We start from the raw sequence: 13,846 nt of genomic DNA on the forward strand, positions 1-13,846 counted from the left end.
GGGATCAATCCGAAAAACGCATAATTCGAATCGCTTCCATCGGAATCAAGGATTGATCTTGCAGGATCTAGATATGGACCTCATTCGGTGCTTTGTCACCGTCGCAGACGCGCGCAGCTTCACCGCGGCGGCCAAACGCCTATGCAGGTCTCAGTCCGCAGTCAGCACGCGCATTCAGCGCCTCGAACAGATGCTGGACGTCGAGCTTCTTCAGCGAAGCAGTCGACTCGTAGAACTTACTACTGCTGGAGAGCAGTTTCTTCACCACGCCAACGGTCTGCTACGGCTGAACGACGAAGCGATCGGCTCGATGGGACGCAACCGACTGCGAGGGCAGTTGCGACTCGGCGTGGTGGAGTACCTCGCACCTCATCGATTGCCTGAGTTTCTGAGTCGTATCCGCCGGCTGCTGCCCGGAGTTGACCTTAGCGTCCGAGTCGCCATGAGTGGCGTTCTGCTTCAAGAGTTCGATGCCGGAGACCTGGACATAGCGCTCGTCATGGAACAGAAGGGGCGCGGCTCCCCACAGAGCTTTTCCGAAGAGAAGCTGGTCTGGGTTAGCAGCCAGCACATGGCCGCGCCATCGGACCTCACCGACCTATGTCTTCTACCAGCCCCTTGCGCCTTTCGCACAGCCGCTGTGTCTGCACTTAGCAACCGGGGCCATCCATGGAGGGAGGCCGTGTCGTTGAGTGGTGTATTGGGTGTTCAAGGCTGTGTCCGGCAGGGATTGGGCGTTTCGGTCCTATGTGAGTCCGCCCTCGACAACGGATTGATTTGCTTGCCCCAGGGCGATAAGGCCTGGCCAGAACTACCGTCGATGCGATTGGTCACCTATGACCGAAGCTCAAGCCCAATCAGTCGCGCACTGCTGGAGTTACTCAAGAACTCAGGAAGCCCCAATGGGCTGCGAGATTGACCGCCGGACCGCGGCGAGCCCTGCGTTCGAGAGGAATCAGAGTCCAGAGTCACCTCGCCGAGAGGCTCTTCCTGCGAATACTCTATTTGAGTAGCTTCCCGCTGCTGCCAATCAGCGTCACCTCCACATAGCGGGATCCCACTCTTTGATCTTGTGCATAGTGGATTTCTATGCCTCCGAGATCATAGGCTTGCATGGATTCGAGTGCAGCGACAACACGCGATCGTGTAGGCCGTGGCCCGGCTCGACGCAATCCTTCCACCAGCACTTTTGCCCCGAGAAATTGCTCGAAGCTTGTGTAGTTCACAGCTTCACCGGGCGCATATTTTTTCAGCAACTCGTGATATTCACGAATCACTGAGAGGTTCGCAGTGTAGGGATAGGGAACGACTTGACTGATGCCCAACCCCTGCGCGTTCTTGAGTCCTGCAAGCGCCACCAGTTCATTCGGGTCAACCACCGAGATGTTGTAAAGCTGCGCCCGCCCGCCTGCCTCCCGATAGCGTTTGATAAAGGCAGCCGTCGGCCTATTGATAGATATCATGACGACTGCTTGCGCATCAGAATGACGAATGGCGTTCACCGCCGCACTCACTTCATCGGTATTGCGTGCATAGCTTGCTGAGACCGCCAGTTCGAGGTTTCGCTTAGTGAGGGCCGCCTCAACGCCCATGCGCCCTGCGTGCCCGAAGGCGTCATCCTGATGCATCACACCGATGCGCTTCACGCCCAGCGTGACGAGATGCTGCACTAAGTGTTCGGCCTCATCAGCGTAGCCCGCTCGCACATGGAAAATCCACGGATTGAATGGACTCCGCAACGGCTCCCCTCCTGTATATGGAGCCACCAGCGCCGCGCCACCTTGAGCTAGAACTCCCTCACTCAAGAGCCGCGCCACATTTGCTGTTCCGGCAAAGCCAAACAGGGCAACCACATCCGGCTGAGCCAACAAGCTGCGTGTCTGCTGGACAGATTTTTCGACCTCGTAGCCGTCGTCCATCACAACCTGGCGTAACTTGGCTCCATGCACGCCACCACGATCATTGATCCAGTCGAAGTAGATCCTTCCGCCCACGACCATCTGCCGCCCTGTGCTTGCGAGCACACCCGACAAGGGGGCTACTTGACCGATCACCAGATCAGGCGCGGTCGACCCACCTAGAGCCGTGCTCGTTCCAGACAGAAACCAGATAGCTAATGCCACACACCAACGCGACACTCCACATGCGCATATCTTCACGACTTGTCTCCTCGTTCTTTTTGAAAATTGATGTCTTGATGGAAAACAGCGTTGACCTACATCGATAGGAAGAAAGTCGCCCGGGCATCCGATGCAAGTGATCGAGCAGCCGTCGCCATGTCCAGAAGCTGACGTCCACCAGTTGCTAGGAAGCTAGCAGTTGCTAGTACCCCTCAACCCTTGGATTCGGATCGTTGCCGACTAGATCCTCGGAGCCGAAACGGAGGACGAGCGATCCCTTTGCTTTGCAAAGTTCCCGATGCAACTTGCGTAGACGTCCCCATTTTTCTACGCGAGCTACGGTTAGTGCTTTGAATTCGGCACTCAATCTCTCAGAGAGAGGCGCTCATCTCACACAGAAACCTATCGCTCGGAGATTCATTTTTCTGGACAAGGAGTGACGAACTACAGATCGACGCTCTTTCCCACTCAATCCAGGCGTACCAATCCACTCTAATTTGCACACGAGGCTTCTGAGACTTCTAAGTCTCGGGAAGCCCTCAACTTATCCAACCCCCAACATCGGAGGAAACGCTGCCGACGCTCAATTTCGTTTGCGGGTTTTCAGCGGCGCGGCGGCCAAGGCCTTGCGCGGACTATGAACGTCGCGCGAATCATGAGTCTCAGTCGCGAAGCCGATAGGCACTTCGCCCCCGAGTCGATGCGACAGCCGACGTGCAACACTCAGTGCCTCCTCATGGTATCGCCGACCGCGGTCAGAACCGAGTCCGGCCTTGTTGACGCACACCGCGATGCCAGCCACTACACGACCAGTAGCATCAAATACTGGGGCACCAACCGAGTAGACGCCCTCGCGTACAGTCTCATCGTCAATGCTGTATCCGCGCTTGCGTGTTTGGGCGAGTTCTTTGAGCAAGTCGTCGATATCACTCGGGGCTTTGTTCGTAAGGTGCGTCACCAGACCATCTGCATAGAGTCGACGCACTTCCTCTGGATCGCGAAATGCGAGGATCGCCTTGCCGCTGCCCGAAAGATAGGCCGGCAACCGAGTGCCGATGTTGAAGGCAAGACCCAACGGCCGTGTCCCCTTGCGCGCAGCAAGGTAAAGAGCATCGCTCTCATCAAGCACGGAGAGCACAATGGTCTCCTCGGGCTGAGGACTGCCGTCCGCCCAGAGTGCATTGAACTCTTGTGCCTCGTCCGTGTCAGCGAGAAAAGCCCCAGCCAACCCCATTACGCGTGGCCCAACCAGGAAAAAACCACCAGGCTGACGACGCAAGTAGCCGAATGCAAGCAACGTATTGCACAGACCATGCACGCTGCTCTTCGGCAATGCGAGCTCGCTCGTGAGTTGCGTCAGACTCATCGGCTCTCGGCGCTGTGCGAGCAGGTTGAGCAGAGTCAGTGCACGCGCGACAGCCGGCACCAATGGTGCGGCCGCAGCTTGGGGCACGGTGGATTCGTTGGACGAGAGGGAGGGCGGCATTTTGCTGATGAAGAGCGCGACACCCATTGCAACTGTGCCACGCAGGATGTCTCGGGAGCTGTAAAGTTCATTGAATCGAACTGCGTTCAGCAAACTGGATTTAGTCTATCGACACAGGCACAGGGATCGCAAGATTCGAGCCATCGAACACGGGTAAACACCGAGCTTAAACCGCATTGGCTAGTAGATCACTAGCTCCTCTCCCCACCGACTCCTTGGCAGCCGCCTACGCGCGCGAACAGAGAACGCACGCATCCTTACAGCTTGGACCTCCCAGCTTCGCTTTGGCTTTCATACACATGCGCGGCGACTCCTCGGCGTTCAAGCGCCTCACCGAGCTTCAACCTCATGAATGCACTGGTCGTATAGCGGGACACCGTGGTGTAGTAGCGCTCACTCAGATCACGCACCATCTCTGCGTAGTCATCCAGTACGCCTTCATCGATTCGAAAATCGTCATAGTTGACGATCAGTTGGACCTTCTTGCCAATCGGCTGGAGCAATTTCTCAGCGGTGCCGCGGACTGCATCGACATCCATCCTTGTCTGAATCTTCAACCCTTGAAAGTTGTAGAAAGCTGTTTCCTTTTCTGAAACATAGCTCATTCGGTCAGCAAGGCTGATTGATAGCAATGCGTCTTTCAAATGCATCGGTTCATCGTGAAAGATGCGCTCATCCATCAACGTGGGGTTGATGACAATGGGAGAAAAATCCATCTGCGCAATGATGTCCCGCTCGACATCAATGCCAGGCGCGACCTCGATCAACTCAATGCCTTCTTCACCGAGCTTGAACACACAACGTTCGGTCACATAGAGCACGCGCAAGCCACGCTTGAGCGCGTACGCCCCGCTGAACGTCACCTGATCAAGTTGCCGGACGAACTTCTGGGCTCTGCCTTCCTTTCGGATGAGTAGCCTCCCATCTTCCACTGCGATATCCAACCCGCCGGCGGTAAAAGTCCCGACAAAGACGACGACACGGCTGTTCTGAGTAATATTGATGAATCCTCCGGCTCCCGCCAGCTTGGAGCCAAAGCGGCTGACATTGATGTTTCCGTCCGCGTCGCACTGAGCCATTCCAAGACACGCCAGGTCCAATCCCCCACCGTCGTAGAAGTCGAACTGCTGGTTCATATCGATCACTGCATCAGCATTTACAGCAGCACCGAAGTTCAGTCCCCCTTGAGGCACGCCGCCGATCAACCCCGACTCCGCGGTCAGTGTCATGTAGCGAAGAATCTTCTCCTCCGCAGCCACGAGAGCCACGCCTTCGGGCATGCCTATCCCAAGATTGACAACCGCATTGGGCATCAGTTCGAGCGCAGCGCGACGGGCAATAATTTTGCGCTCGTCAAACGGCATCGCGCCCAACGCTTCCATCGGCACGCGCACCTCGGATGAGTACGCCGCGTTGTACAAGGAACCAAAGGTCTGCATATGATTCTCAGGATCCGCGACGACCACACAGTCAACCAGAATTCCAGGAACCCGCACACTGCGCGGATTGAGAGAACCATACTCCGCGATGCGTTCGACTTGCGCGATCACAAGACCACCTGCATTCCTTGTCGCGGTTGCGATGGCCAAAGTATCTTGCGTCAGACTCTCTCGTTCACACGTCAAGTTTCCCTCGGGATCTGCAGTGGTCGCGCGGATGAACGCCACGTTGATGGGGATTGCCTTGTAGAAAAGAAACTCCTGCCCCTCAATTTCCATGAGCCTGACCAAGTCCCCTTGCGTGCGTGTGTTGACTTTCGCACCTTCTAACCGCGGATCAACAAAAGTGCCCAGCCCAACTCGCGAGAAGATTCCCGGCAATCCACAAGCCATGTCTCGATAGAGATGCGAAATAACCCCCAACGGCAAGTTCCAGCCATCGACTTTGTTTTCCATCACCAGCTTGCCGACCTCCGGGACCAAGCCGTAATGCCCTCCAATTACGCATCTAAGGAGTCCCTCGTGCGCAAGATGGTTCACGCCTCCACTCGCGCCATCGCCGGGCCCTCCGCCAAAAAGCAGAGTGAGGTCGCGTGGCGCCCCAGTCTCTAGAAAACGCTTCTCAAGTGCGGTGATGAGTTCGACGGGAACGCCGTTGGAACCGAATCCTGAGCAACAAAGTGTGTCTCCATCGCGCATGATCGCAATGGCCTCGGCGGCAGAAACGATCTTTGTTCTCATTGAAGCCCCCTCATTGGGCAGTCCACCCGCCGTCGACGCTGAATGTTGCACCTCGTATCTGATCTGCCGGTGCAGAGCTTAGGAACACAGCAATCCCACCAACCTGTTCAGGCGTCGCAAACTCCAAAGAGGGCTGCTTATCGGCGAGCAGTGACGCTCGAGCCTCTTCTCGCGAGACGCCCTGATGCTCCGCCTTATCATCGATCTGCTTCTGTACCAGTGGTGTCAGAACCCAGCCGGGGCAGACCGCATTGCATGTTATTCCGCTGCGAGCGGTCTCCAGTGCGATCACCTTGGTCAGCCCAACCACACCGTGCTTCGCCGCGACATAGGCCGACTTTGAGGCCGAGCCGACCAGCCCATGAACTGATGCCACGTTGATGATTCGCCCCCAGTTTCGGCTTCGCATGTGTGGCAATGCGGCCTTACAGGCATAGAAGTTCGAAGACAAGTTGGTCGCGATCACTTTCTCCCACACGTCGTCCGGAAAATCCTCAACAGCAGCTGTATGCTGAATCCCGGCGTTATTGACAAGGATATCTACGCTGCCTAATTCGGAGATGCACTGGGACACCATTTCGGCTACCTGCGCCGGAACGGAGATGTCTGCGCCGTTGTACGCCACACGCACGCCCCAGCGCCCGGAAATTTCTTCCTTCAGCTTCTGAATTTGCGCTGTATCGCCAAACCCGTTGAGCAGGATGTTTGCCCCCTTTTCGGCCAATGCCTTTGCAATTCCCAGACCGATGCCCCCCGTGGATCCGGTGACGAGTGCAACTTTACCTTTAAGCATATATGGAGCTTTTCAAATCTAAGCGAGGAGTAATTCGAGCGAAGACTGGTCGAGGAGAAGCATCGCGCTGAGGGAAAGGCCGAGCACGTGTCATCTATCAGCTGCGCGTGCAGACATCCTCTCCCTCCAAGCGTTTTCGAATCACACATGCGATCAGTACCACCGCACAAAGCGCTGACGTAGATCAAGCCAGCCAGCATCCCTCGCGACGCCCCTCGCCAGTGAAATAGCTCCTCTCGGGCGCAACACTTCTCTTCCGCCCTCAGGCCGATCTGGGCTCCGATTCCCTTGAACTATGTGCTCTGCTTCAGACTGCGGGATCGAACAACCTCGCACCTGATGCATAAGCACACGGCGTTCAGACACCACTGAAACGTTGATCACACGATCTCTAGTGGATCGAGCGTTCTCATCTACTTTCGCGCTGCGCGACCGCGACGCGTGGACCAGGGCTCAGAAGCAGATCTTGCGCACCGCTTCGCCCGGTTGTTTCGACCGAGCAATTTCAAACGTTGCGCAGGCCATTGACTTCCACGCCTTCAGCGCCAACCTAGACAAGAGCGTTTTCTATTACCTAGCCCTGAGAGTTGATCCCCCAGGGCCACGCCTTCAGAAGCGAGAAGAGCCTTTTCCAAGGTGAGGTACTCGATATCACATCAGATGATGTTCCGAGACGAACCGATCCTCTATCGTCTTGTTGGCGCGTCCCATACACGATTCACAAAGTCGATGATCTTTCCCATGATGCCCTTACGGAAGGCCAGCACGCAGATCACGAAGATCAGGCCCGTGACCATGGTGACCGACTCGCCCAGCGTATTGAACCAGTCGACGGTCGTGATGCGCGCCAGGAAGTTGCCGAGTTCGCCGATCTTGTTCTCAAGCAGCACGACCACCGCCGAACCCACGATGGGACCCGACAGCGTGCCCAGGCCCCCCACCAGTGTCATCAGGATGACCTGGCCCGAGGCGGTCCAGTGCACGTCGGACAGCGTGGCGAAGCCCAGCACCAGCGTCTTGAGCGAGCCGGCCAGGCCCGACAGCGCGGCCGAGATCACGAAGGCCAGCAGCTTGAAGCGGCTCACGTCGTAGCCCAGCGAGAGCGCGCGCGGCTCGTTTTCCTTGATGCCCTTGAGCACCTGCCCGAACGGCGAGTGGATGGTGCGCACGATCAGCAGGAAGGCCGCGACCACGATCACCAGCGCCACGTAGTACATGGTGAGGTCGTTGGACAGGTCGACGATGCCGAAGAGCTTGCCGCGCGGCACGCCCTGCAGGCCGTCTTCGCCACCCGTGAACTTGGCCTGCAGCGCGACGAAGAACATCATCTGCGCGAGCGCCAGCGTGATCATCGCGAAGTAGATGCCCTGGCGGCGGATGGCCAGCACGCCGAACAGCCAGCCCAGCAGCGCGCCGGTGAGCGTGCCCGCGATCAGGCCCAGCTCGGGCGTGAGGCCCCAGACCTTGATCGCATGGCCCGCCACGTACGCGGAGCCGCCCAGGAAGGCCGCGTGGCCGAAGGACAGCAGGCCGGTGTAGCCCAGCAGCAGGTTGAAGGCCGCGGCGAACAGCGCGAAGCACATGAGCTTCATCACGAACACCGGGTAGGCGCCGAAGAACGGCGCGAGCACCAGGGCGACCAGCAGCAGCGCGTAGACGACGGTGGAGATTTTTTTCATGTTCATGCCGCTCGCCTTATTTCTCTTTGCCGAACAGGCCGGCGGGGCGGATGAGCAGCACGATGACCATGATCACGAACACAACCGTCGAAGAAGCCTCGGGATAGAAAACCTTGGTGAGCCCTTCGATCACGCCCAGGCCCAGGCCCGTGAGGATGGCGCCCATGATGGAGCCCATGCCGCCGATCACGACCACCGCGAACACCACGATGATGAGGTTCTGCCCCATCAGCGGCGACACCTGCATCACCGGTGCGGCCAGCACGCCGGCGAAGGCGGCGAGCGCACAGCCGAAGGCGTAGGTCAGCGTGATCATCAGCGGCACGTTGACGCCGAAGGCTTCCACCAGGCGCGGGTTCTCGGTGCCGGCGCGCAGGTAGGCGCCCAGGCGCGTCTTCTCGATCACGTACCAGGTCGCAAAGCAGATCACGAGCGACGCCACGACCACCCAGGCGCGGTAGTTGGGCAGCACCATGAAGCCCAGGTCGGTGGCACTGGACAGCAGCTCGGGCGCATCGTAGGGCAGCCCCGACACGCCGTAGACCGAGCGGAACACGCCTTCGATCAGCAACGTGAGGCCCAGCGTGAGCAGCAGGCCGTAGAGGTGGTCGAGCTTGTAGATCCAGCGCAGCAGCAATCGTTCGATGACCACGCCGAACAGGCCGATGAGGACCGGCGCGGCGATCAGCATCACCCAGTAGTTGACGCCCAGGTACTCCATCGCCATCCAGGTGAGGACGGCCCCGAGCATGAACAGCGCGCCGTGCGCGAAGTTGATGACGTTGAGCAAACCGAAGATCACCGCCAGCCCGAGACTCAGGATGGCGTAGAACGAGCCGTTGACCAGCCCCAGAAGGAGCTGGCTCAACAAGGCGGGAAGGGAAATGTTCATAAGCGTTTCAGAAAACCAACAGCTCTTGCGTTACGTGGAGTCACCGCACGCATCTTTCCCTTTAAAGGGAAAGATGCGCACGACACACGAAATGCGCAAAGCCTTGATGGGTTATTTCCAGAGCGCGCACTTGCTCTCTGCTTTAGTCGTGAAGAGCTGGTCTCCCGGCAGTGTCTTTAGGACCTTCAAGTAGTCCCAAGGCTTCTTCGATTCAGAGGGTGATTTCGCTTCGACGAGATACATGTCGTGGATGAAGCTACCGTCCGCACGAATCTGACCCTTGCCGTAGAAGTCATCAATCTTCATGCTCTTGAGTTGCGCCATCACCTTGTCGGCATCAGTGGTCTTGACCGCTTCGACCGCCTTCAAGTAGGTCATGGTGGCTGAATAGTCCGCAGCCTGAATGTCGGTGGGCATGCGCTTAGTCTTCTCCAAGAATCGGTTGGCGAACTTGCGCGAGCCGTCATTCAGATCCCAGTACCAGCTGGTGGTATGCAAAAGGCCTTCGGTGTTCTTCAACCCCAAGCTGTGAATGTCACTCAGAAAGACCAGCAGGCCGGCGGTCTTCATAGACTTGTTGATACCAAACTCCTTGGCGGCCTTGATTGCGTTGACCGTATCCCCGCCCGCATTGGCCAGACCCAGGATTTGCGCTTTCGAGTTCTGCGCTTGCAGCAGGAACGACGAGAAGTCCGATGCATTGAGGGGATGCTTAACACGCCCCACCACCGTGCCGCCCTTGTCATTGACCACCTTGGTGGTGTCCGCCTCAAGGGCGTGGCCGAAGGCGTAGTCTGCCGTCAAGAAGAACCAGCTCTTGCCCCCCCGCTCCACGACCGCCGAGCCAGTGCCCTTGGCCAGCGCCACAGTGTCGTAGGCATAGTGCACGGTATAGGGCGAGCACTGTTCATTGGTGAGTGCGGAGCTGCCGGCTCCGTTGTTGAAGTACACACGTTTTTTCTCCTGCGCGACCTTCGCAGTGGCCAACGCGGTACCGGAGTTGGTACCACCGAAGACCATGGTCACGCCAGCAGTGTCAATCCATTCGCGCGCCTTCGATGCGGCGATGTCGGCCTTGTTCTGGTGATCAGCCACTACGAGCTCGATGGGTTGGCCCAGCACCTTGCCGCCGAAATCGTCGATGGCCATTTGGATGGCGGTGGCGCCACCCTTGCCTTCAAGGTCGGCGTACAGGCTCGACAGGTCGGTGATGAAGCCGATCTTCACTTTTTCCTGCGCCTGCGCTGCGCCAATGCCCAGCACAAGCGTAGCGACTGCGGCGGCGATAAGACTGGATTTCGTTTTCATGACGATGTGTCTCCTCAGAGGTGTTGGTGAGTATTGGATTTCAGACGCCGAGCAGTTCGGTCAGCACGGGCATCTTGGCTTCGAGCTCGGCGGCGCCGAATTTTTCGACGATGCGGCCGTGCTCCATCACGTAGAAACGGTCGGCCAGCGGCGCGGCGAAGCGGAAGTTCTGCTCGACCATGACGATGGTGTAGCCCTTGGCGCGCAGCGTGGTGATCATGCGGGCCAGCGCCTGCACGATCACGGGCGCCAGGCCTTCGGAAATTTCGTCGAGCAGCAGCAGCTTGGCGCCGGTGCGCAGGATGCGCGCCACGGCCAGCATCTGCTGCTCGCCACCCGACAGGCGCGTGCCCTGGCTGTGGCGGCGCTCGGCCAGGTTGGGGAACATGGCGTAGATCTCGTCGACCGACATGCCCTGCCCCGCGCCCTTGAGTTCGGGCGGCAGCATCAGGTTTTCTTCGCACGAGAGGCTGGCGAAGATGCCGCGCTCTTCGGGGCAGTAGCCGATGCCCAGGTGGGCGATGCGGTGCGTCGCCATCGAGACGGTCTCGACGCCGTTGACCTTGATGCTGCCCTTGCGGGCGCCGGTGAGCCCCATCACGGCGCGCATCGTCGTCGTGCGGCCCGCACCATTGCGGCCCAGCAAGGTGACGACTTCGCCCGGCTGCACGACCATGTCGACGCCGTGCAGCACGTGCGATTCGCCGTACCAGGCCTGCAGGCCCTTGATCTCCAATGCAGCGGTCATCAGTGCGCCCCCTGCATTTCGCCGTCGGTGGTGCCCATGTAGGCTTCCATCACCTGCGGGTTCTTCGAGACTTCGGCGTACGGGCCTTCGGCCAGCACGGCGCCGCGCTGCAGCACCGTGATGGTGTCGGCAATGGTCGAGACCACGCTCATGTTGTGTTCGACCATCAGGATGGTGCGTCCGGCCGACACGCGCTTGATGAGCTCGGCCACGCGGTGCACGTCTTCGTGGCCCATGCCTTGCGTGGGTTCGTCCAGCAGCATCAGCTCGGGCTCCATGGCCAGCGTGGTGGCGATCTCGAGCGCGCGCTTGCGGCCGTAGGGCAGGTTCACGGTCTGTTCGTCGGCCAGCTCTTCGAGGCCCACCTCGGCGAGCAGTTCGCGGGCGCGCGCATCGAGCGGCTTGAGCGACTTCTCGCTCTTCCAGAAGTGGTACGAGGTGCCGAGCTTGCGCTGCAGGCCCAGGCGCACGTTCTCGAGCAGCGTGAGGTGCGGGAACACGGCGGAGATCTGGAACGAGCGGATCACGCCGCGCCGCGCAATCTGCGCCGGGCGTTCGCCCGTGATGTCGTGGCCGTTGAACAGGATCGTGCCGGCCGTGGGCTCGAGGAATTTGGTGAGCAGGTTGAAGCAGGTCGTCTTGCCGGCACCGTTGGGGCCGATGAGCGCGTGGATCGAACCGCGCTTCACCGAGAGGTCGACCTTGCTGACCGCGGTGAATCCCTTGAATTCCTTGGTGAGCTGGCGTGTTTCGAGGATGAGTTCCTCACTCATGTTGTCTTCCAATTCTTGGATTGCAGATTCGCAGCCGTGGCTCGCAACGACAAGCCTCCCGATCGAGCAACCCCAACACCAAAGCGACGCACAGGCTCATGCGAAGCAATGACAGGTCTGTCCGAACGGTGGCTGCATATTTGGGATACAGGGTGCATGACTTGGCGGCGCTATTCCATGGAGCATGGGCGCCAGTACGCCACTCGCCCTCGAATGTTCAGCATACTGAACTGCATTCAGCTTACCGATCTCCAGTCTAAATGTCCGTCCGCCCTTCCGACAAGAGGCAACAGCGCGACTACGGGAAAACACCAACCTGGCAATATGCGTGGCGCGGCGAGCCACAACAACGCGATCGTCACAAGCGCAGCCAATGCGATCGATCAACCAAAAAAGGCGCGTTGTGACTCCAATCTGCGGAGGGCGTGCCCGGTACGGTCTGCGGCCTGTACGAAGCGAGCGATACAGGCACTGGCGCGAAGCAAGTCGCACGTGGTTTTGCAAAGAGCTTCGTTCGCGCCTTAAGCGAGCGCGGAGATTTGGGTCCGCTGCTCAAGTACGGCAAGACCTGGATTCATGTTTATGACCCGCTGGTCTGGTGCGAAGTGGCGGGCGCGATGCTGCGAAACGTAGACTACCTCACAAGATGTTCCGGACAAGAAAACTCCTCACGGCTACTGCGTTCGGCTGGAGACAGGAAGGATCTACATCTTCCGTCATCGCGCGCCACGGGCCATCATGACTCGGATGCATCTGAGTTCTCTGATTTCAAGGCCAAGGATAGTCTGCAGAACGCGATCTGGAGGGTGGGTGAACAAGGTGATGGCGAGCCGTTCAGGCGATCAGATCGCGCAGCCCCAAGCATCGATCTGCTACGCCAAGCCTCGTTGCGTGAGCTTGGCGAGCCCAATTCACGCGCCGCAGACGCCCCCCCCCCCCGGGCTGTATCAACCGCCTGCGCGCCATCCATTGGTCCGACAGCGAAAACAGCGTGACGAGCTGTGCCGAGTTCTTCGCCAAGCCTCGATAGCAAACCTTCGCGAACCCGAACTGCTGCTTAATCATTCGGAACGGATGCTCGACCTTGGCCCGGATGCTGGTCTTCAGCTTCTCCACTCGCTCGGCATCGAACCCGGGTCGATGAATAGATTCAGCCTCCTGCGTTTGCCCGGACGCATCGCCACGTCCTAGGTCGGCCCCACGGCCTCCGCTCGCTTGTGCACACCCCGGTAGTCCAAGTCACCGAAGGCCGTGTGTCCTTACCGTGCAAGAGCGCGCCGGCGACGTTGATGTCGCTGACGTTCGCCGCTGTGCCCGCCACCGCGTGCGGCAGGCCCAATGCGGCATCTACGCCGATGCGCGTCTTCATCGCGTAGCACCCCTGACGCATTTCCAGATAGCACCAGCCATCGGCGTTCTTGGTCGAACTGGACGCCACGATCGGTGTAGCGTCCACGACCGTGCCCGTGCGCGCATCAGGCCCTTGGCCTGCAGGATGTCGTTGACCACGCGCAGCATGCCGACGGCCAGGTCATGGGCTTCCAGCAGATGACGAAACAGCAAGATGGTGGTCTCTTCGGGCAGGCGACTAGCGCCGTCACCCAGACCAGCGAACTCCCGGTACAGCGGGGCCGTCGTGCAGCGCTTCTTCCATGGCCGGGCCGCTCAGCCCGAACCATTGCAGCAAGTATTGAATGCGCAGCATCGCCTTTGGCTCGCGGGCTGTGCGGCCCAACGATTTGCACCACTGCGCTCCATGGAACCACCCGGTCGATCTCATCGAGGAACTCGCGCTTGCGCGCCTTCTTCGTCGACGGGTTCAGGCCCAGGCCAAGTTGACTCGGCGGCGTTTGGCGTTTGGCGTTTG

At 59.1% G+C, this 13,846-nt stretch carries 10 protein-coding genes and 1 pseudogene; 1 reads left to right on the forward strand and 10 read right to left on the reverse strand.

The window, feature by feature from the left end; all coding sequences use genetic code 11:
- Positions 1-73: 73 nt before the first annotated feature.
- Positions 74-919, forward strand: a complete 846-nt coding sequence (locus FFI97_RS22930) for a LysR family transcriptional regulator (RefSeq protein ID WP_139701169.1) — start codon at positions 74-76, stop codon at positions 917-919.
- Positions 920-1,001: 82 nt separating this feature from the next.
- Here FFI97_RS22930 and FFI97_RS22935 read toward each other — a convergent pair whose 3' ends face one another.
- From FFI97_RS22935 to FFI97_RS22980, 10 genes and pseudogenes are all read right to left on the reverse strand, one after another.
- Positions 1,002-2,054, reverse strand: coding sequence for an ABC transporter substrate-binding protein (locus FFI97_RS22935; RefSeq protein WP_313906290.1), 1,053 nt, complete (start codon positions 2,052-2,054; stop codon positions 1,002-1,004).
- A 649-nt stretch (positions 2,055-2,703) separates the two neighbouring features.
- Entirely contained in the window at positions 2,704-3,699 is a 996-nt protein-coding gene (locus tag FFI97_RS22940) for an IclR family transcriptional regulator (RefSeq protein WP_139701168.1), read from the reverse strand.
- A gap of 164 nt (positions 3,700-3,863) precedes the next feature.
- Entirely contained in the window at positions 3,864-5,786 is a 1,923-nt protein-coding gene (locus tag FFI97_RS22945; protein ID WP_139701167.1) for an acyl CoA:acetate/3-ketoacid CoA transferase, read from the reverse strand.
- Positions 5,787-5,796: 10 nt separating this feature from the next.
- A complete protein-coding gene (locus FFI97_RS22950; protein ID WP_139701166.1) occupies positions 5,797-6,579 on the reverse strand; it encodes a 3-hydroxybutyrate dehydrogenase in 783 nt (260 codons plus the stop codon).
- Positions 6,580-7,265: 686 nt separating this feature from the next.
- Positions 7,266-8,264 (reverse strand): branched-chain amino acid ABC transporter permease, encoded by a 999-nt coding sequence (locus FFI97_RS22955; RefSeq protein WP_185993691.1) that lies wholly within the window; start codon positions 8,262-8,264, stop codon positions 7,266-7,268.
- A gap of 10 nt (positions 8,265-8,274) precedes the next feature.
- Positions 8,275-9,150, reverse strand: coding sequence for a branched-chain amino acid ABC transporter permease (locus FFI97_RS22960; protein ID WP_062474069.1), 876 nt, complete (start codon positions 9,148-9,150; stop codon positions 8,275-8,277).
- 111 nt (positions 9,151-9,261) lie between these two features.
- Entirely contained in the window at positions 9,262-10,458 is a 1,197-nt protein-coding gene (locus tag FFI97_RS22965; RefSeq protein WP_139701165.1) for an ABC transporter substrate-binding protein, read from the reverse strand.
- A gap of 40 nt (positions 10,459-10,498) precedes the next feature.
- Entirely contained in the window at positions 10,499-11,206 is a 708-nt protein-coding gene (locus tag FFI97_RS22970; RefSeq protein WP_062474075.1) for an ABC transporter ATP-binding protein, read from the reverse strand.
- Complete coding sequence (locus FFI97_RS22975) at positions 11,206-11,979, reverse strand: ABC transporter ATP-binding protein (RefSeq protein ID WP_139701164.1); 774 nt, start codon at positions 11,977-11,979, stop codon at positions 11,206-11,208. Before FFI97_RS22975 ends, FFI97_RS22970 begins: the two co-directional genes overlap by 1 nt.
- Before the next feature lie 945 nt (positions 11,980-12,924).
- Positions 12,925-13,808, reverse strand: a pseudogene (locus FFI97_RS22980) (IS5 family transposase); the annotation flags it as partial.
- Between the last annotated feature and the right edge of the window lie 38 nt (positions 13,809-13,846).

This window comes from Variovorax sp. KBS0712, from assembly GCF_006323185.2.
Lineage (GTDB): Bacteria > Pseudomonadota > Gammaproteobacteria > Burkholderiales > Burkholderiaceae_C > Variovorax > Variovorax boronicumulans.